The organism is Candidatus Palauibacter scopulicola (assembly GCF_947581915.1).
GTDB classification, from domain to species: domain Bacteria; phylum Gemmatimonadota; class Gemmatimonadetes; order Palauibacterales; family Palauibacteraceae; genus Palauibacter; species Palauibacter scopulicola.
Genome location: NZ_CANPWG010000005.1, coordinates 1 through 19364 on the forward strand (window position 1 = coordinate 1; position 19364 = coordinate 19364).

Annotated in this window: 16 protein-coding genes and 1 pseudogene; 14 read left to right on the plus strand and 3 right to left on the minus strand. The window is 68.3% G+C overall.

The window, feature by feature from the left end:
• Window positions 1–334, plus strand: a pseudogene (locus tag RN743_RS00385) (HNH endonuclease signature motif containing protein); the annotation flags it as partial.
• A gap of 28 nt (window positions 335–362) precedes the next feature.
• Here the strand turns inward: RN743_RS00385 and RN743_RS00390 are convergent.
• Window positions 363–3017 (minus strand): M14 family zinc carboxypeptidase, encoded by a 2655-nt coding sequence (locus RN743_RS00390; protein WP_310775081.1) that lies wholly within the window; start codon window positions 3015–3017, stop codon window positions 363–365.
• Window positions 3018–3206: 189 nt separating this feature from the next.
• Here RN743_RS00390 and RN743_RS00395 point away from each other — a divergent pair, with 189 nt between their 5' ends.
• From RN743_RS00395 to RN743_RS00440, 10 genes are all read left to right on the plus strand, one after another.
• On the plus strand, window positions 3207–4481 hold the full coding sequence (locus RN743_RS00395) for a hypothetical protein (RefSeq protein ID WP_310775082.1): 1275 nt from the start codon (window positions 3207–3209) through the stop codon (window positions 4479–4481).
• Entirely contained in the window at window positions 4478–5368 is an 891-nt protein-coding gene (locus RN743_RS00400) for an MOSC domain-containing protein (protein WP_310775084.1), read from the plus strand. The genes RN743_RS00395 and RN743_RS00400 overlap by 4 nt, the downstream gene beginning before the upstream one ends.
• Window positions 5369–5494: 126 nt before the next feature.
• A complete protein-coding gene (locus tag RN743_RS00405; RefSeq protein WP_310775087.1) occupies window positions 5495–6775 on the plus strand; it encodes a Na+/H+ antiporter NhaC family protein in 1281 nt (426 codons plus the stop codon).
• Window positions 6776–6914: 139 nt separating this feature from the next.
• Window positions 6915–7691 carry a hypothetical protein gene (locus RN743_RS00410; RefSeq protein ID WP_310775089.1) on the plus strand — a complete coding sequence of 259 codons (777 nt, stop codon included), beginning with the start codon at window positions 6915–6917 and terminating at the stop codon, window positions 7689–7691.
• Between the two features lie 195 nt (window positions 7692–7886).
• Window positions 7887–8897 carry a hypothetical protein gene (locus RN743_RS00415; protein ID WP_310775091.1) on the plus strand — a complete coding sequence of 337 codons (1011 nt, stop codon included), beginning with the start codon at window positions 7887–7889 and terminating at the stop codon, window positions 8895–8897.
• A gap of 25 nt (window positions 8898–8922) precedes the next feature.
• On the plus strand, window positions 8923–9381 hold the full coding sequence (locus RN743_RS00420; RefSeq protein ID WP_310775093.1) for a hypothetical protein: 459 nt from the start codon (window positions 8923–8925) through the stop codon (window positions 9379–9381).
• A gap of 1375 nt (window positions 9382–10756) precedes the next feature.
• Window positions 10757–11824, plus strand: a complete 1068-nt coding sequence (locus RN743_RS00425; protein ID WP_310775096.1) for a carboxypeptidase regulatory-like domain-containing protein — start codon at window positions 10757–10759, stop codon at window positions 11822–11824.
• A gap of 538 nt (window positions 11825–12362) precedes the next feature.
• Window positions 12363–13121, plus strand: a complete 759-nt coding sequence (locus RN743_RS00430) for a carboxypeptidase regulatory-like domain-containing protein (RefSeq protein WP_310775099.1) — start codon at window positions 12363–12365, stop codon at window positions 13119–13121.
• A gap of 126 nt (window positions 13122–13247) precedes the next feature.
• Window positions 13248–14303 carry a carboxypeptidase-like regulatory domain-containing protein gene (locus RN743_RS00435; RefSeq protein WP_310775101.1) on the plus strand — a complete coding sequence of 352 codons (1056 nt, stop codon included), beginning with the start codon at window positions 13248–13250 and terminating at the stop codon, window positions 14301–14303.
• A 33-nt stretch (window positions 14304–14336) separates the two neighbouring features.
• Complete coding sequence (locus RN743_RS00440) at window positions 14337–14957, plus strand: DUF2911 domain-containing protein (RefSeq protein WP_310775103.1); 621 nt, start codon at window positions 14337–14339, stop codon at window positions 14955–14957.
• 53 nt (window positions 14958–15010) lie between these two features.
• On the opposite strand, the gene RN743_RS00445 is transcribed toward RN743_RS00440, so the two are convergent.
• Window positions 15011–15604 (minus strand): GNAT family protein, encoded by a 594-nt coding sequence (locus RN743_RS00445; RefSeq protein ID WP_310775106.1) that lies wholly within the window; start codon window positions 15602–15604, stop codon window positions 15011–15013.
• Window positions 15601–16947, minus strand: coding sequence for an amidohydrolase family protein (locus tag RN743_RS00450; RefSeq protein ID WP_310775108.1), 1347 nt, complete (start codon window positions 16945–16947; stop codon window positions 15601–15603). Before RN743_RS00450 ends, RN743_RS00445 begins: the two co-directional genes overlap by 4 nt.
• Before the next feature lie 174 nt (window positions 16948–17121).
• On the opposite strand from RN743_RS00450, the gene RN743_RS00455 reads away from it, so the two are divergent.
• The 3 genes from RN743_RS00455 to RN743_RS00465 all read left to right on the plus strand — a co-directional run.
• Window positions 17122–17403, plus strand: coding sequence for a type II toxin-antitoxin system RelB/DinJ family antitoxin (locus RN743_RS00455; RefSeq protein ID WP_310775110.1), 282 nt, complete (start codon window positions 17122–17124; stop codon window positions 17401–17403).
• The gene (locus tag RN743_RS00460) at window positions 17381–18721 is read left to right on the plus strand and encodes a PQQ-dependent sugar dehydrogenase (protein ID WP_310775113.1); all 1341 of its coding nucleotides are present in this window, start codon (window positions 17381–17383) and stop codon (window positions 18719–18721) included. The genes RN743_RS00455 and RN743_RS00460 overlap by 23 nt, the downstream gene beginning before the upstream one ends.
• A 3-nt stretch (window positions 18722–18724) precedes the next feature.
• Window positions 18725–19364 (plus strand): leucine-rich repeat domain-containing protein (locus RN743_RS00465; RefSeq protein ID WP_343218969.1); only part of this gene is annotated, 640 nt, incomplete at its 3' end.

Sequence of the window (19364 nt, forward strand, 5' to 3'; positions counted from 1 at the left end):
CGAGGGGGGCGAGACGAAGCTCGACAACCTGATCCTCCTGTGCCGGTTCCATCACAGGGCCGTGCACGAGGGCGGCTGGCGGGTGGAGATGGGGCAGGCGGGCGCGGCGCGCTTCCGGGACCCGCAGGGCCGCGTGGTACCGGCGGTGCCCCCGGTCCGCGAGGACGTCAGGGCGCCCCGAACCGCCGACGCGGGGCTCCGGAACTGGCACGGGCAGGAGGGGATCGACCCCTGGACCGCGACGAGCCTCTGGCAGGGCGATCCGCTGGACCTCGACTGGGCGCTCTTCGTCCTCTGGGCGCAGTACGACGAGACCCCGCTGAGAGCAGCCTGAGGGTCGGCAACATCCCTGGCCTCTGCACCTAGCGGCCGGGGCCGAGGAGGACGGCGTTCATGAACAGGAGTTGGGTCGCCTCGGTGTAGGCGCGGTAGTTCGGGTCTTCGGCGAAGGCGACGAGCTGGCCGCGGCCGACGGGTTGGTGGATGAGGAAGGCCTTGTTCGCGAGTTGGGGGCGCGACTCCTCCCACACGATTCCGCTCAGGACGAGGTCATCGAGGGCGGCGTAGCGCCCCACGTTCGTGCCCTCGTCGAGCGTGATCGGCCGGAAGACGCGGGAGCCTGAGACGAGGACGCCGATCTCGCCGTCGGTGCCGGCGGCGAGCCAGTGCTCCGTGTCGAGCAGCGTGCGCAGGATCGCGCCGGGCACGCCCTCCGGGGATTCGTCCGCCGGCGAGATTGCGTCGAGGTATTCGATGGGCTGTTCGGGGGTGCCGGGCTCCGGCGGGTCGTCGCCCTCGGCGCGGCCGCCCCGGCGCTCCGCTTCGGTGGCGAGGAGTCCCGCCCGCGCGGCCCAGCGCGAGGACTCGGCCATCGTGATGACCGTGCCGCCGTCGCGCATCCACGCCCGGAGGCGGTCCCGCAGGCCATCGCCCACCGCGCCGCTGTAGTTGCCGCTCGGGAAGACGATGACGTCGTAGTCCGCCAGCCGCGCCTGGCCCAGGCTGGATGCCCGCACGGCCGTCGCGCGCTGGCCGTAGCGCCGCTCGAGGACGTAGTGCGTCCAGCCGACGGAGTAGCTCCCGCCCGGGGAGTCGTAGACGAGGAGCACGCGCGGCTCGCGCAGCGCCCGGACGCGGCTGCTGCCGAGCGACATGCCCTCGCGCACGTACGCGTCGTCGATGGGGACGACCTCGGCGCGGTGCCGGGCGGCGATGCCGGCCAGGCGCTGGCGCAGATCGGGACCGTTCTCGGCTGCCCGGAGGATGGCGGTGCCGACGCCGAAGCGGCGGCCGTCCAGCGTGAACTCCGCACCGGCGGCGCGGACGCGGAGGCCCTCGCGCAGCGCCTCGGCGACCGCCGCGGCCCCGTTCGTGCCCCACGGGACCAGGTACCCGACGAGCGCCTCGGGCAGCGGGCCCGCGGGCTCGATCCCGCCGTCGCCTCCGCCCGCGTCGCCGGCCACCTCCGGCCGCGCGGCCGCGTCGCTCGCGGTCAACGCCGCGCCGCGCGCGCCCGTCGCCGCGGTCTCGATCGCCTCCACGTCCCACAGCAGCGGCTGGCTCCACGCCGTCAGGTCGTAGATCTCGTCCGGCTGCCGGTTCGCGCGCCGCTCGATCTGCCGCTGCACGAACTCCTCCTCCATCGGCACGTGCGCGTCGAGCAGGTTGTGGATGAAGCGGTGCGCGGGCTGGTCCAGCGGCACGATGTAGCTCGAACCCGCCGGCAGCGTCCGGTCGCCCGCCGTCACCGCACCGGAGGCGCGGAAGACCTCGATCCCGTTCTCGACGAGCATGAGGGCGAGCCGCTCCGCCATCCCCGGGTCGTGGGCCGAATGCAGCACGATCTCGGCCGGCCCCCGCTCGCCGAGCGCGACCCCCTCGCGCAGGTACGCCAGGTAGTCCCGCAGGATCCGGTCCCGGTTCCGCGCCGCCGTGAGCGCGGTCTCGATCCCCGCCGTGAAGTGGTGCAGCACGCCATCGCCGTACGTGAGCAGGTCGTCGTCCGACTGCCGAAGCCTCAGACCCCCCGCGCTCGCCTGCTCGTACGTCATCCCCAGCGCGCCGTAGCCCATCGGCCACATGTCGACGTAGCCCGGATAGAAGAGGTCGTACACCTCCCGGTTGAAGTACGCGAACCCGCGTTCGTCGAAGCGCGCCGCGATCGCCTCCCCGATCACATCCATGAGCGCGACCTGCCGCTCCCCGAACCAGGGGTTGGAGGGCGGCGCCGTCGGCGGGAAGAAGTAGGTCGCGTCCCCGCCCATCTCGTGCAGGTCCGCCACGATGTGGGGCCGGAACTCGAGGAGAACGTCCACCTTCCCGCGCGTCTCGATCTGGCTCTGGATGAAGAGGTCCCGGTTGAGGTCGAACAGGTAGTGGTTCCCGCGGCCGCCGGGCCACGGCGGATCGTGCTCGGCGGAGACGCGGGCTTCCTCCGGCCAGCGCGCCTGCGCGACCGAGTTTTGGTACACGAAGCGGTTCCGCCCGTCCGGGTTCTCCAGGGGATCGATGAGGACCAGCGACTCCGAGAGGATGAGATCCACGTCGGGATCCCCGGTCGCCGCGAGCAGATGGTAGGCCTCGGCCATCGCGGCGCCGCTCGGGCTGATCTCGTCGCCGTGAATCGAGTGCATCAACGCGGTGACGACCGGCAGCTCGGCCAGCAAGGCCTCCGCCTCCTCGTCGGAGAGGCCACGGGGATCGGCGAGCCGCGCGATCCCGGCCTTGACCTCGTCGAGCCGCGCCATGCGTTCCGCCGAGCCGATGACGAGGACGACGAGCGGCCGCCCCTCCCAACTCTCCGCGTATCGGATGAGGTGCGTCCGCTCCGGCGCCGCCGCGGCGAGCGCCTCGATGTAGCGGATTACGTCGGCCGGCGGCGTGACGACGTCGCGGAAGCCGTGCCCCGCCACCTCTTCGAGCGTCGGGATGTCGGGGTCGTAGCGCGTTCCGGGCGCGAGTTCCTGCGCCTGGGCGGGCGCCTGCATCAGCGCGGCGAGCGCGAGCGTGGATAGCACGGGGCACATCTCCGGGTTCGGGGAACGGAGCGGATGTCGACTCACTATCGCACGATCATCACGGGGGTGCACGATGCGTTGCACGCTGGGGCGGCTATGGCGCATCCTCAAGCCCATCCGATCCTGGCGGCCGATGCCGAACCCGGGCCGCCAGACCCCGCCGCACACGGTCCGGCCGGAGGAGACCCAATGAGCGAACCCGTCGCGCGTTCCCGCTCCAGCTTCTGGAGGAGCTTCGGCCCCGGTCTCATCTGGGCCGCGACCTCCATCGGCGTCTCCCACCTCGTGCAGTCCACCCGCGCGGGGGGGGAGGCCGGGTTCGCCTTCGTCGGCGTGATCGTCTTCGCGCTCGTTCTCAAGTATCCCTTCTTCGAGTACGGGGCACGCTACGCCGCGGCCACCCGGCGGAGCCTGGTCGAGGGCTACCGCGACATCGGCACCTGGGCGCTGTGGCTCTTTCTCGCCATCACCCTCGTGACCGCGATCATCTCGCTGGCCGCGCTCGCGATGTTCATGGCCTTCCTCACGCGCTACGCCTTCGGCGCCGAGTGGCCGCTGGCGGCGACCGGGGCCGTGCTGATGGGCGCCTGCGTGGGGGTGCTCGCCGTGGGGCGCTTCCGCGGCCTCGACATCACGATCAAGATCCTGCTCGCGATGCTCGTCGTCTCGACCGTGGCAACCGCGCTCGTGGCCGCGCCGCGCGCCGACCTCTCGACGCTGGCGCTGTGGCCGGGCGACGTCGTCGGCACCGTCGTCCCCTTCGCCTTCCTCCTCGCCCTCATCGGGTGGATGCCCTCGCCCGTCGACGTGGCGGTGTGGAGCAGCCTGTGGACGCTCGCCAAGGACAAGACGACGGGCGCGCGGACCTCGGTCGCCGACGCGAAACGCGACTTCCTCGTGGGCTTCGTCGGCACCGGCATCCTCGCCCTCATCTTCGTGTCGGTGGGGGCCACCGTCCTCTACCAGGCGGACGTCGCCCTCAGCGACGCCGGGGCCGTGTTCTCCACGCAACTCGTCGACATGTACAGCACGACGCTGGGTTCGTGGTCCCGTCCCATCGTCCTCGTGGCGGCGATGGCGACGATCTTCTCGAGCCTCCTCGCCGTGACGGACGGCTTCCCCCGGGCGATCGAGCGCACGCTGGCGAACCTGCGGGGGCACGTGGCGGCGGACACCGTAACCCGCGTGGGACGCGTCTACTGGGGGAGCATGATCGCGCTCCCCGTCGTCGCCTTCTTCATCCTCCTCGGCTTCTCCGGCAGCCTCACCGCGATGGTAGATTTCGCGACGACGGTGGCGTTCCTCACCGCGCCCATCCTCGGCTACTTCAACCTCCGCGCCGTGACGTCGGAGGCGGTGCCGCCGGAGCACCGGCCGGGCCGCGGCATGGTGATGCTGAGCTGGGTGGGACTCGTCCTCCTCGGCGGGACCGGCCTCGCCTACCTCGTGTCGCTCGTGCGATGAGCGCCCACCCGGCCATGGACGGAGCGGGAGCGGGGGCGGGGGCGCCGCGGGGCATGGTGGTGGGGCGCGTCGTGAGCCTGTACCGCTATCCCGTGAAATCGATGGGGGGAGAGCGCCTCGAGGCGGCCCGAATCACGACGCGGGGGATGGAGGGGGACCGGGCCGGAGCGCTGGTGGACCGCGAGACCGGGCGCGTGGTGAGCGCGAAGCGGCCGCGGCTGTGGGGGGCCGTCTACGGCCTTTCGGCGAGCTTCGAGCGGGAGAACGGGGGGGAGACCGGGGCCGCGTCGATCCGCGTGCGGTTCGAGGACGGGACGACGCTGTCGACGCTGTCGAGCGCGGGGCGGGGGCGGCTGGAGGCCCGCCTGAGCGCGCTCCTGGGCCGGGAGGTCGCGTTCGCGACGGAGGCGGTCGGGACGCCGACGTGCGAGTACCACTGGCCGGACATGGAGGGACTCGTCCAGGACGGCCGGACGTACCGCGACGAGATCACCGAGTGGGAACTGCCGCCCGGGACGTTTTTCGACAGTTCCGGCCTCCACGCCCTGACGACGGCGAGCCTCGACCACCTGCGGGGGCTCGTCCCGGGGAGCGATTTCGATGTCGGCCGCTTCCGGCCCAACCTCGTGATCGAGCCCGTGGCGGGGGCGGAGGGGTTCGTCGAGAACGACTGGGTGGGCGGCACGCTCGAGGTCGGCGGGGCGCGCCTGCGGGTGACGAAGCCGTGCATGCGCTGCGTCATGGTCACCCTCCCGCTGGGAGACCTCCCGAAGGACCCGCGGGTGCTGCGCGCCGCCTTCGACCACAACGAGGGAAACGTCGGCGTGAAGTGCGAGGTGGCCGCGCCCGGCGCCATTCGGGTCGGCGACGAGGTCCGCCTCGGCTAGCTGAGCCGCTGGCGGGGGCGCGAGTCTCGCCTCCGGAGAAGGGAGTCGCCGCTGGAGCACTTCGGGGTCGTAAGCCTGATCCCCACCGCCGTCGTACTGGCCGTCGCCGTGGCGACCCGGCGCCCCGTGGAATCCCTCATCATCGGGGCGCTCGTCGGGTTCGCGATCCTGGCGCCCCGGGACCCGCTCACCGCCTTCACCGACGGCATGGTCGCGGTCATGCAGAACGAGACCGTGGGCTGGATCATCCTCGTCTGCGCCCTCTTCGGCAGCCTCATCACGCTGCTCGTGCGGGTGGGCGCCGCGGCCCGCTTCGGCGACGCGGCATCGGCCCGCATCCGGACCCGCGGCGGCTCGCTGGCCGCCACATGGCTCCTCGGACTCGCCGTCTTCATCGACGACTACCTGAACGTCCTCGCGGTCAGCTCCTCCGTGAAGCGGTTCACCGACCGCCACCGCGTGTCGCGCGAGATGCTCGCCTACGTCGTGGACTCCACCGCCGCGCCCGTGTGCATCCTCGTGCCGATCTCGACCTGGGCCGCCTACTTCTCCGGCCTGCTCGAGGAGACGGGATGGGCCGCGTCCGGCCGCGGCCTCTCGCTCTACATCGATGCGATCCCGTTCATGCTCTACGCGTGGATCGCGGTGGCGCTGGCGCTCCTCGTCGGCACCGGCCTCGTCCCCGCCGTCGGCCCCATGCGGAAGGCGGAGCGGCGCGCCCGCGAGACGGGGCAGGTCGTTCCTCCGGGCCTCAACGAGGCGAAGATCGAAGGCGAAACCGACCCGCGCGCCGCCGAGCGCGCCCGCCCGTGGCACTTCATCGTGCCGGTCGTCACCCTCGTGGCCGCCACCTGGTGGCTCGACCTCGACATCCTCAAGGGCGTCGTCGTGGCGCTCGGCCTCACCCTCGCCATCGTCGTGGGCACGAGACTCCTCCCCGTGCGCGCCGCGCTCGACACCAGCATGGCCGGCGTGCTCACGATGATCGTCCCGCTGGCGACCGTGTTCGGCGGCTTCCTCCTCAAGGAGGTGAACGACGGCCTCGGCCTCACCGCCTACCTCATCGAGACCGTCGAACCGCTGATGACACCGGGACTGCTCCCCGCCGTCACCTTCCTCACGATGTCCCTCGTCGCCTTCGCCACCGCGTCCTTCTGGGGCATCTTCGCGGTGGCCGTCCCCATCGTGCTCCCGCTCGCGGACTCCGTAGGGGCGGACATGCCCCTCGTGATCGGAGCCCTCATCTCCGCCAGCGCCTTCGGCAGCCACACCTGCTTCTACGGCGACTCCACCGTCCTCGCCGCCCGAGGCAGCGGCTGCGGCGTCGTCGAGCACGCCCTGACCCAACTCCCCTACGCCCTCCTCGCCGCCGGACTGGCGGCCACAGGCTTCCTCCTCCTCGCCTGATCCGGCGCGCGCGTGGCGCCGCCGCCCACCGAATCCGAAGGGCAGAGCACCCCCAATTTTGGGGGTTGTGGAACGCGCGGCGGACCCCGTAACCAAAAGGGGGGATGCATCATCTCGCGTGTCCCGAGGAGGGTTTCGTATGATCGATATCCTGGCGGACTCGCCAGACGACGCGGCGCTTATCGCGAAGGCCGCCGGCGGCGACGCACGCGTCGTGAGCGGTTCCCTGCCGTTCGCGAACGGCGATGTCGAGTGTCGGATCCTGGGTTGTCGGCAGCCGATACCGCTTGCGAGAATCGGACTCCTGCAGAAGATGGAGCGTAACACGCCGTCGGTTCCGGTCATCCTCGTGACGGATCGCGCGCCCGAGGTTGCCCTCCAGTTGAGCGACGTCAGGGTGGCGGCAGTCATCTCGTTCGCCAACCTGCAAAGCGGACTCAGGCCCGCGATCACCGCCGCCAGGCAATCGGTCCCGCTACTGCGCCTGGCGGAACAGGTGGAGGAAGCGGATCTGCCCCCGGCCCTTCGATCCGGACTGGCGTACAGCTACCGTGCCGCGACCCGCCGGCCCGTACGCAACGTGAAGGAGTTGGCCGCCGCCGTTAGCTGCTCTCCCCCCACCCTGTCCAAGGCGTTCCGGGAACGAGCCGGCGGGGCGATAACCCCGCGCCAGTTTATCAGCGCCCTCACGATCGTGAAGGCCCACCAGCTTCGCCTCACGGGTCTGAGCTGGGACGCCGTGGCCCACCGCTTGGAGCTGGCCCGCCAGACCCTCCACAACAGGTCGACCCGCTGGCCGGGATGCACGCTCAAGCAGCTCGCGCGGATCCGTCAGGCCCCGCTGCTGGAGAAGTTCTTCGCGGATTTCGCGCGGCCGTTGTTGCCCCAGCAGGTAGCCGCTTCTGACTCCGAGTAACGCCGACAGCTTATCACTTTTGGACAGAGTGTATCGATTCCAGTCTAGTTTGGCTCGGCAGACCCCCCCAGACTTCGAGTTGCCAGCGACACAGCGGCCTCGTAAGCGGGGAAGACGTTAGTCCGCAACGGATTCGATGGGGCGTCAATGCCTGGAATACAGCGGAACTCACGACGAAGCCGATTGTTTAGCGGCGTGCTGCTGCCGGTCCTCGTCTTCGCTCCCGTTCCGGTGATCGGTCAAGCGAGCGGACCGGACGCACGCGCCGATCAAACCGACGGAAACTCCCGGCTGTGTCTGTCGCAAATCAGCGAACTGTCTCTCCCCGATGACTTCGAGCTCATAGGCCTCACCGCGTCCGAAGAGGTCGGGTCGGATCCCACGATCACGGTGTGGTCCCGTTCCGAACTGCTCATTGCGAAACTGTTGCCCGATTCGGTGGCAGGGATTATCTCGCGCATGCCGTTGGGGGATGTCGCCCCGCTTGCGGCGACGCTTGTCGCGTGGGATGCTGACAGCCCTATCGTGGAGTTGTTCGACCCGCGGAGTGGTGCCATCTGGACGATAAGCGCGGCTTCCGGCGAGACCACCCAGGCCCCAGCTCCAACGGGTTCGGCCGCGGCCTCCGGGGCTATCAGAGATGAATCCGGTTGGGTGTGGGCGCAGAAACTCATCGACCCCGACACGGAGACCTCGCAAGTATTGATTTCAGCGGGGCGTCAAGAGCGAACAACGGCAGAGTCGAATCCGCCAGCTGGTCCAAGCGAACCTCTACGCGGCATCGACCTGCTACTGCACCTGCGGTCGGACGGCAACGACGGATACCTGCTGCAAGAGGCCGGGTTTCCATTCGGCACGATCGGGTTTACCCAAGACGGCCGGGAAGCGTGGCGCTCGTATCCCCCCTTGGATGAATTGCGCGAAGTCGTGGCGGAAACCGATCTCCGATATGTGATAGCCACCCCCGCCGTCGCTTTCGATGGTGCTGTTCTAACAACGTTCATGGCCGTCCGGTCTCGTCATCGAGTCTCCTCCCTAAGGTTCCGGCACGCAGACGCACCTAGGTATCGAAGGATCCCGGATGATCTGGCCTTCTTGGCTGTTCTTCCGCAGCACGAACTTCTGATAGGCACTAGAAGCAAGGCTTCCCAAGAACTCATCCTTCTTGGTTGGCGTTGGACCGACCAGCGCCAGAGCTGTACCTGAACCCCTCAACGAAGGGAGAATCGCAATGACCATCCACCGCTCTTCTTCGGTCAGTTCGACCTCGGGCAGGGCGCTCTTCGGCCTCTTCGCGGCAATGTGCCTTGGCCTGTTCATGCCGGATTCGGCGAAGGCACAGTGCGCCGGCTGTGCCGGAGACTACCAAGAGGACACCGTCGAATGCGCCAGCCTTCCCGTCGGGTCAGCATTCTGCGCCTCCGGTCAATACTACGATCACAAGAAAAAGAAATGGTTTAGTTGGTGCTTCAGTGGAGGGCCGGAGTGCGAGTGGATCATGCAGCTTGACTTCTCCGAGGACGGCACGGCCTACGCCCAGAGGGAGTCCTTGGATCCCGCCAAGGAGCAGTCGACGGGTTCGGGGATGACAGGGGCATCCTCCGAGACGTGCGACGGCGTGCCGGTCGGACTTCGACTGGCTAATGGTGACGTCGCGCCACGCCATGCGCCCCTCAACATCGAACTCTAGGATTCGCGGCCTTGGCGGGGATGAGATGCTTGCGGGACTATCCGTTGACGCCTCCGCCACGACGCCTGTCGGATGCCCGCCGGATCCGTTGGCGGGCATCCGACAATCGTACGGTCCGTGTCGGCAGAGGTTTCCTTTCGCCGAACGGAGCTTGTCTACGTAGTGCACTGCTCCGAGCAACCTTGTCATGCTCCACGTTGCTTACTCTACCCCAGGCAAGCGTCGCCCTACAGGTGTCTGATGTCAGTGATCCATTTTCCGGCGGATTGCTGCACCTTTCGGAAGCAGTGACAATTCGGGGGGCGCCGGTCGGGGGTCCTGAGCTTACAGCACCCAGGGCACTACTAGTGGATTCAGATGCAATCTACGTCCTCGATCCGGCCGTTCATGGAGTACACCGGTTTGATAGCGTCGGCAGGTGGCTCGTCACTATTGGCAGTGAGGGCGAGGGACCGGGTGAATTTCGGCGGCCGACGGACATGGGTTTGTCTGCAGATACACTGTGGATATCGGACCAGGTACTCGGACGTCTATCACTGTTCGACGGAGAGAGCGGCTCAGTCATTCGCACAGTGCAGTTCCGGGTTGCGGGGGCTAGGCACGTCACGACGCCGCGTCGAATACTGAACTCTTGGATCTTAGGGATTCCGCAGTATTATGGCACATCCGCCGCCGAATTGGACTCCATTCCTCTCATCCTGTTTGACGAGAAGGGAGGTGTCCGCGACACGCTCGCGTGGCAAGCTATTGGTCGCGGGACCGTGTCGATATTGATACAAACGGATCCGGGGAGCGCCTCGGGGCGTGGAAGACTTAGAATCAATCATCCGTTCGACCCAAGGAGCTTAACGGCGGTCGATCCCAGGGGCCGATCGATGTATATTGGCACTTGGAGGTTGGATCGCCACCGGAACGGCGATTTTGAACTGCTAAGGATCTCCGGGGCAGCGGATACGGTCGCGAAGGCCCGATTGCCTTTTGGTCGCGCTCCAGCTTCTCGGCGAGACGTCGATGCCTACGCTCGGACGGCGCATGAAGGATTGCCCCCGAACATCCGGGCGAGACTTACGGCGCGGGATTTGAGCAGGCAATTGGAGCGTCAAGTACCTCGTCCGGTGCATTCGACAATTGATGCGATGGTTGCGGGTGAGGATGGAACCATCTGGCTTCGGAAGACAGCGCAAGGGGACGTGCCCAGCGCGTCTCGTTGGGTGGCGTATCGTTTTGGTGCGGGTTTCTTGGGAGTCGCGGTGCTCCCCGCGGGACAGCGCCTGCTGGCGGCGTCTGGAGGACTATTGTGGACAGTTACCGAAGACGGCCTAGGAGTTCCGCAAATCACCGGGTGGGCGATATCCTGGCCCTCCGGGGTGGAAGAATGAGCTTGCTGAACCATGGAATCCAGAGTTTGACCGGGATGATTCTGGTCGTCCTTGCGTTTGCGGGGAGTGCTGCGGGACTGGCCGGTCAGGGACCGGATTGCGGCGAACGGGCTGTGATGACGGTCGTGGTCGTTGACGAGTCCGGGGCAGTTCCGGTTCCCGGCGCGACGCTGGTGCTTCGCTGGACCGACACGGACCGCGGGCGGAGGCCGGTACGCGAAGAAGCCGGGCTCGATGGGAGCCTATCCCTGTGTGCTCCGCCGGACGCGCGGCAGGCGACGGTCTGGGCTGAACTCGGAGACGTGTCGAGCGAAGAAGCGGTCGTCGCCATCGTGGCCGGTACACTCCACGAGGTCGAACTCAGACTCCGTTCGGGGCCGGTGAGCACGGGCCGGCTGATCGGGCAGGTACGTGACGCCCGGACGAACAGGCCCGTGAATACGGCAACGGTGTCGCTCGTGGATCGCACCGAGATGGGAGTGACCAACCGGCAGGGCGGCTTTGTCCTGAGCGGCGTTCCAGTTGGAGTATACGAGCTTTCGGTGCGGCACTTGGGATATGCCCCCCTTATTCACCCGGTCTGGGTGTCACGCGGCGTCACGACGGAAATCGAGGTTGGCCTGGTGCCGGATCCCGTGGAGATGGAGCCGCTCGTGGCGACGACGACTCGGTCCCGCCGGCTGGAGGTTAAGGGCTTCTACGAACGGAAGTACTGGGGTGAACTCGTCGGAACGGGGCTCTTCTACACCGCTGACGACATCGACCGTCGCCGCCCGGCGCTAATCTCGCACATGATCGCGGACGGGCCGGGCATTCGACTCGAATGTGGTCTTCGTGCTCGCAGTTGCGACATCGTGAATACGCGGCTGTCGGCGGGGTTTACTTCCGGTGCCTGCCCAATGAGCGTATACGTGGACGGCATGGGAGTTGGCAGTAACGTCGATGAGATCGTGGGTCCAGCCGACATCGCAGGCGTCGAGATATACCGGGGAGCGGCGTCGGTCCCAGGGGAGTTCGCGGGTTCGGATTCCCGGTGTGGAGTGGTGGTCGTCTGGACAAAATAATCGCGAAGTCTGCCCGCCAGTCTCCGTCGTGGGCGCCGCTACCACGGCGACGACTGATCCACCCGAACTGTCGCCTTCGCCGAATCGCTTTCCCGTGAGGCGTCGCGATCTGGACGAAGTCGGCGATCCCTGCCGCGCGCCGTGACCCATTCGCCGTCTCGGTCGTCTTGCCAGCAATCGGACCTTCTTTCGTGAGGTCGCCATGAGGGTATTGGATCGCGGAGTGCGCGATCGAGTTCGACTCCTCGCCGGGGTGATTGTCGCGGTTCCGGCACTTGCAACGGGCGCTCCGGGGCTTGCCGGTCAGGAGCCGGGTTGCGGCGGTCGCGCCGTGCTGCGCGTGGTCGTTCTGGACGAGTCGGAGTCGATTCCGATTCCCGGCGCGACGCTGGTGCTTCGCTGGACCGACACGGACCGGGAGAGAAGGCCCGTGCGCGAGGACGTAGGGCTCGACGGAAACCTTGTCCTGTGTGCCCCAGGCGATGCCCGCCAAGCGACGCTGTGGGCCGAATTCGGGGATATGTCGAGCGAGGAGGCGGTGGTCGCCATCGTCGCCGGCACGTCACATAACGTAGAACTTCGGCTCCGTTCGGGTCGGATGAGCACCGGGCGGCTAATCGGCCGGGTGCGAGATGCCGCGACCCAGAGGCCCGTGACTGCGGCGGCGATCTCCCTCGCGGGCCGCGCGGAGGCGAGTGAGACCAACCGGCAAGGGCAGTTCGTACTGAGCGGGGTTCCGGTCGGCGCGTATGAGCTTTCTGTAAGGAGCCTTGGTTACGCGCCGCTCGTCCACCCGGTCGTGGTGTCGCGCGGCACCACCACGGAGATCGAGATCGGGCTGGTTCCCGACCCCGTGGAGATGGAGCCGATCGTGGCGACGGCGACGAGGTCCCGCCGGCTGGAGGTCAAAGGCTTCTACGAGCGGAAATACTGGGGCGAACTCGTCAGCGGAGGAACCTTCTTCACGGTCGCCGACATCGAACGTCGCAACCCGGTGCTCATTTCGCATATGATTGCAGACCTGTCGGGAATCCGACTCGACTGCGGCATGCGGCGCGACAGTTGTCGAATCATGAACATGCGGGGCTCGTCCGGATTCGCGCCCGGTGGCTGCCGGATGAGGATTCACCTCGACGGCGTTCCCCTGGGAGGAGGCGGGCGAGGGAACACCCTTGACGATTTTGTACGACCGGTCGAGGTAGCGGGGATCGAGGTATACAAAGGACCGGCGTCTCTTCCCGCCGAATTCTCAGGATCCGATTCCGGATGCGGGGTCGTCGCGATCTGGACGAAGTAGGCGTCTACGCCCTCTTCGCCGCCGGACTCGCCGCCACAGGCTTCCTCCTCCTCGCTTGATGCCGGGGGGTCCGCAGCCCAGTCTTGAAGGGAGATGCGGAGATTTGCGAGGTCTGATCTCGGGTCGGTGACACGGTGGGCGGCGCGCCAGTTCGGCTGGGGCCTCGTTGCGGCGTCGGGGCTTGCCGCGGGCGCCGGGGCTCTCTCGGCCCAGGAGTCGGGTTGCGGGGATCGCGCGAGCTTGCGGGTCCGTGTCGTGGACGACGACGGCTCCACCTCGGTTCCCAACGCGGTGGTGGTCGTGCGGTGGACCGAGGCGGAGCGCGCGCGAAGGCCGGTGCGCGAGGCGGTCGGCGGCGACGGACGCCTCATCCTCTGCGCGCCGCGGGATGCGACGCGGGCCACGGTCTGGTCGGAGTACGCGAACTTCTCCAGCGAAGAGACGGTCGTCGCCATCGTCGCCGGCATGTCCCACGACATCACGCTCATGCAGCGCTCGGGGCCGGTCAGAACCGGCCGGCTGATCGGCCAGGTGCACGACGCCATCACGGACGATCCGGTGGTGGCCGCCACGGTGTCCGTCCCCGACCGTCTGCGGGTGGCCGAGACCGATCGCCGGGGGCGGTTCGTCCTCAGCGGCGTGCCGGTCGGCCCGCAGGAACTCAACGTCCGCCACATCGGGTACGCGCCGCTGTCCTATGAGATCGAAGTCTCCCCCGGTCTCACCACGGAGGTGGAGATCGGCATGGTCCCCGACCCGGTCGAGATGGAGCCGATCGTGGCGACGGCGACGAGGTCCCGCCGGCTGGAGGTCAAGGGCTTCTACGAGCGCAAGCTCTGGAGCGAACTCGTCGGAACCGGCACCTTCTACACGGCGGACGACATCGATCGCCGCCGGCCGGTGGAGATCTCGCACATGATCGCGGACGAGTCGGGCATCCGGCTGCAGTGCAACGCCCGGCGCACCGACTGCAGGCTGGTGAACACGAGGCTGTCGTCGGGGATCACGGGCGCCTGTTCGCTGACCTTCTACGTCGACGGTCTGCCGACGCGGGGGATCCCGCTGGACGACGTGGTGAGACCGAGCGAGATCGCCGGCATCGAGATATACAAGGGGCTGGCGTCCGGTCCGGCGGAGTTCCCGCCTTCCCGGTGCGGCCTCATCGCGGTCTGGACGAAATAGCGTCCGAAAACGGAAACAATCGGAGGTGAAGAGATGAAGCGGAGCAGCGCGTGGTACCTCGCCGTTCTTCTGGTCGTGGGGTGTGGCGGAGGATCCGAGGCGGGCGAGGCGGAGATGGCGGAGACGGAGATGGCGGAGACGGCCGCAGCCATGGACGAAATGGAAATGGCGGACGCGGGACTGGCCTGCGTCGTCATGGGCGATGCAGAGGGCCGGGCGAGCCCGCTCCAGGAACTGAGCTTCTCGTTCGACGGGGGTGAGGGCCTCCTCTGCTACGGCGCGCCGTCGGCTCGCGAGCGCGTGGTCATGGGCGAGCTGGTCCCCTGGGGAGCGGTCTGGCGCCTCGGGGCGAACGAAGCGACCGCGCTCCACCTCTCGGCCGCCGCCACGGTGGGCGGCGTGGCGCTCGAGGCCGGGAGCTACTCGCTCTACGCCACGCCCGGCGAGACGGAGTGGGAGTTCCACGTGAACTCCGAGTACAACCGCTGGGGCATCCCGATCGACGAAGGGGTCCGGAGCACCGAGGTCGGCAGCTTCATGGCCACCCCCTCGGCGACCGCCGGCATGGTGGAGATGATGACCTTCGAGCAGGTGGACGGCGCCCTCCGCTTCTCATGGGAGAACACCCAAGTCGACATCCCCCTCGGCATGTAACCTCCCGCGCAGGCGGCTGACGCTACCCGCGAAGGGCGGGTCGTCAGCCGCCGTCAGCGGTGGCGCCAGAGGCGGGTTTCGAGGTGGCGCTTGATTCCGGGCCATTCGTGGAGGAGGACGGAGTACATCGCGTCGTCGCGCACGCTTCCGTCGCGGCGCAGCGAGTGGTTGCGGATGACGCCGTCCTTCTTCGCGCCGAGCGCCTCGATGGCCCGCTGGGAGCGCAGGTTCAGGCCGTCCGTGCGGAGTCCGACGACGCCGCAACCCACCGTCTCGAAGGCGTGCGTCATGAGGAGGAGCTTGCACGCCGTGTTCACGTGCGTGCGCTGGTGGCTCGCGCCGTACCAGGTGTAGCCGATCTCGACCCGGTCGACGTGCGGCAGGATGTCGTGGTAGCGGGTGGAGCCGATCACGGCACCGGTGTCGGCGAGCCGGACGACCCACGGCAGCATGTGGCCGGCGGTCTGGCCCTCGAGCGCGGTCTCGATGTAGTCGGTCACTTCGTCCGGAGCCGGGACGAAGGTGAAGAAGAGGTTCCACAACTCCCCGTCCGCCGCGGCCTCGGCGAGCGCGTCCGCGTGCTCGAGCCCCATGGGTTCGAGCCGGACGCCGTACCCCTCGAGGGTCACGGGCTGGAGTTCGATCACTCGGCGCCGGCCGCGAGCAGGCGGGCGCTGATCCCCTCCCGGTCGATCATGTCCCCCCGCAGGTAGACGGCGTCGATCCGGCGCGTGTTCGTGATGTCGTCGAGCGGGTTGGCGTCGAGCACGATGAAGTCGGCGCTCTTGCCGGTCGCGATCTCGCCGAGGTCGTCCCAGTCCATCAGTTCGGCGGAGGTCTTCGTCGCCGCCACGATGACGTCGCCCGGGCTCAAACCGGCGCGGACCATATCCTCCATCTCCTGGTGCACGGCCCAGGCAGCGTTGCCATCGGTGCCGAACGAGATCCTGATGCCGGCCTCGGCGAAGCGGGCGAGATTCCGCGCCTGGATGCCGAAGAACTCCTGCGCACCGGGATTGTCCACGGACGCCGCCTGCATCTCGACCAGCCGGTCGGCGGGCACGGTGCCGCTGAGCCAGCTCAGGTCGAGCGCCACTCCCGGCCCGGGGAGGTTGGGGACGAGGACGACCTCCGGGCGCTCGGCCCACAGTTCCATGAGTTCGTCATCAGCGTCGAGATCCCGCACGCCGTGCGCGAACACGTCCACGCCTGCGCGCAGGAGTTCCTTGGCGTCCTCCAAGTAGAAGATGTGGGCGGTGACCATGAGCCCGTGCCGGTGCGCCTCGTCGATGATCGCGCCGTAAAGTTCCGAGGAGAGCTGCTCGTAGCGCCCTCCGCGGTTGTCGACCCAAATCTTCACGATGTCGGCCTGCCGCTCCGCCAGTTCGCGGACCGCAGCCCGCCCCTCTTCCTCCGTCGCGATCCAGTAGGGGGCATCGGAACGGCCGGGCTCGGCTGTGGTGATCCCGCGGTCGGCCGTCTTCGCGCGCGCCGCGTCCGGGATGACTTCGTCGCGCATCTCGATTCCGATGCCGCCGGTCTCGGTGCCGAGGCTCACGACGGCCCCCGCCCCGTAGTACGCCATGTGCTGGAGTTGCTCGATCCGCTCGTCGCGCTCGGAGGAAAGGTGGAGGTGCGCGTTCACGATCGCGGGCATGACCGTCTTGCCGCCGAGGTCGACCCGCTCCGCGCCGTCCGGCACATCGACCTCGCCGCTCGCCCCGACCGCGACGAACTGCCCGGCTTCGACCACGAACACGCCGGACTCGATGACCGAACCATCGCCCGCGATCACGCGCGCCCCCTCGTAGGCGACCGCGCCGGTGGCGACTCCACCTCCCTCGGTCGCGTCTCCACCGCCATCCGCCGCGCAACCGACCATGAGGGCTGCGGCGGTCGCGAAGAAGGCGGGGCGAAGGGCGGAACGAAAGGCGAGACGAAGGGCGGGAATCGATGTGACCGCAGATGTGGCCGCGTTGGCGCGAAGCATGTCTGCCTCCTGTCAGGCTCCTGTGGGACGCCATAAGTATAGAGACCGAATGACTCCCCAGACACGGACGGACGATCCCCGTATGAACCATTCCCGCTGTTCCCGGGCCGAGTGGGTTGACCGGACGAGGCCACAAACTGAGCTTGCATCGCAATTGCGATACGGGAGGTTCGGATGAAGACGAACAGTTCGATGCTCCATGTCCGGATGGACACGGAGATGAAGCGGAAGGCGACGGCGGCACTCGCCGCCATGGGGCTAACCGCCTCGGAGGCGGTGCGGCTGTTCTTCCACCGAATCGCGGTCGATCAGGCCTTCCCCCTTGAACTGAAGGTGCCGAACACCGAGACCCGACGGGCGATGGCCGAATCGGAGGAAATGATGAGGCGGGGGACGGCCAGATTCGCCAGCGCGGACGAGATGTTTGCCGAGCTTGAAGAAGCCGGCAGCCCGTAAGCGGGCGCGCCCGCCGCGCCGCGTCGCACACCACCCTCCCCGCTGTTCCCGCTTCCTCGTCGCATCGCATCTGGCCGTGCTCCTGGGTGTCGCCGCGTGCGCGCCCGGGGGCGGTGAGCCGGCGGGGGGCGGCGAGGGGGTCGTTCGGACGGCGCTGCATGATTTTCGGGTGGAGGAGGTGGCGGACGGGCTCGTGCGCCCGTTCTCGATGGCCTTCACGCCCGAGGGGGACCTTCTCGTGACGGAACGTCCCGGGCGGCTCCGCATCATCCGCGACGGCGTCCTGCTGCCGGACTCCGTCGAGGGTCTGCCGGCGATCCGGGCGCTGGGGCGCGGCGCCCGCTCCATGGCCGGCTTCGAGCAGGCGGGCCTGCGCGACGCGATCCTGCACCCGGACTTCGAGACGAACCGGCTGCTCTACCTGAGCTACGTGAAGCCGGGCCCCGACTCGCTGGGCACGATCGCGATCGCCCGCGGCCGCTTCGAGAACGACCGGCTGAGCGACGTCGAGGAACTGTTCCACGCGGACGCGCCCGGGAACGGGACGGAGCGCAGCTCGATGTGGGGCGGACGCCTCGTCTTCGACCGTGACAACTACCTGTTCATGACGCTGGGTGACCGGCAGTGGCCCCCGGCCGGCGACCTGGAGGCGCACCCCGCGCAGAATCTCTCCAACCACAACGGGAGCACGATCCGCATCCATGATGATGGCCGGATCCCGGGGGACAACCCGTTCGCCGGACGCGCGGGCGACGGACGCGCGGGCGACGGGCGTTCGGGCGACGCGGAGATCCACCCCGAGATCTGGACGTGGGGCCACCGGAACGCGCAGGGCATGGCGGTCCACCCCGAGACGGGCGACCTGTGGCAGAACGAGCACGGCCCGCAGGGCGGCGACGAGCTGAACCTGATCGAGCCGGGGCTCAACTACGGCTGGCCCGTCGTCGGTTACGGCGTGAACTACCGCACGGGCTCACGCATCCACTCGGCGACCCTGATGGAGGAGATGGAGCCGCCGGAGCACATCTGGGTCCCCTCGATCGGCGTCTCCGGCATGCTCTTCTACACGGGTGACGCGTTCCCCGAGTGGCGCGGCGACATGCTCGTCGGCGGTCTCAGCGGGCGGCGCCTCGCCCGGCTGCGGATGGACGGTCGGGAGGTAACGCACGAGGAGACGCTGCTGCAGGGGATCGGCCGCATCCGCGACGTGCGGCAGGGACCGGACGGGTTCATCTACCTCGCGATCGACGGGGAGACGCGGGACGTGGACGGCCCCCCGACCGGCATCGTGCGACTGGTACCCGCCGGCCGCCGGTAGCCCATGCGGAGCGTCGGCGGCTTTCGCGCGGCCCCCCTCCTCCTCGTTCTCCTGGCTCTCCTCGCCTGCTGGGACGCCGGCCCGAGCGAGCTTCCGTTCGGGATACCGGAGTCGACCAACCCGTCGACGGACCGGGTGGCCCTCATCGCGCTCTACGAGGCGACGAACGGCGCGGGCTGGAAGAACCACGCCAACTGGCTCACCGGCGCGCCGCTCGTGGATTGGTACGGGGTCGGTACCGACGGCGTTGGCCGCGTCACCGCGCTCCGACTCCCAGACAACGATCTCGAGGGCCGGATCCCGCCTGAGATCGGCCACCTCGCCAGACTCAGCGAGTTGGACCTCGGCACGAACGGGCTGACGGGTCCGATTCCGCCGGAGATCGGGGGGCTCTCTCGACTCCGCAGCCTGTCGCTGTCGTCCAACCGCCTCGAGGGCCGCATCCCGCCTCAGATCGGCCGCCTCACCCGCCTCACGGAGTTGCACCTCAGCGACAACGCGCTGGCGGGCCCGATTCCGCCGGAGATCGGCCGCCTCTCGGCACTCCGAGGCCTGGGAATGTGGTCCAACGACTTCGAAGGCCCGATCCCGCCCGAACCACGACGCTACCATCATATATCGGTATGCCACAACAGGTTAGCAT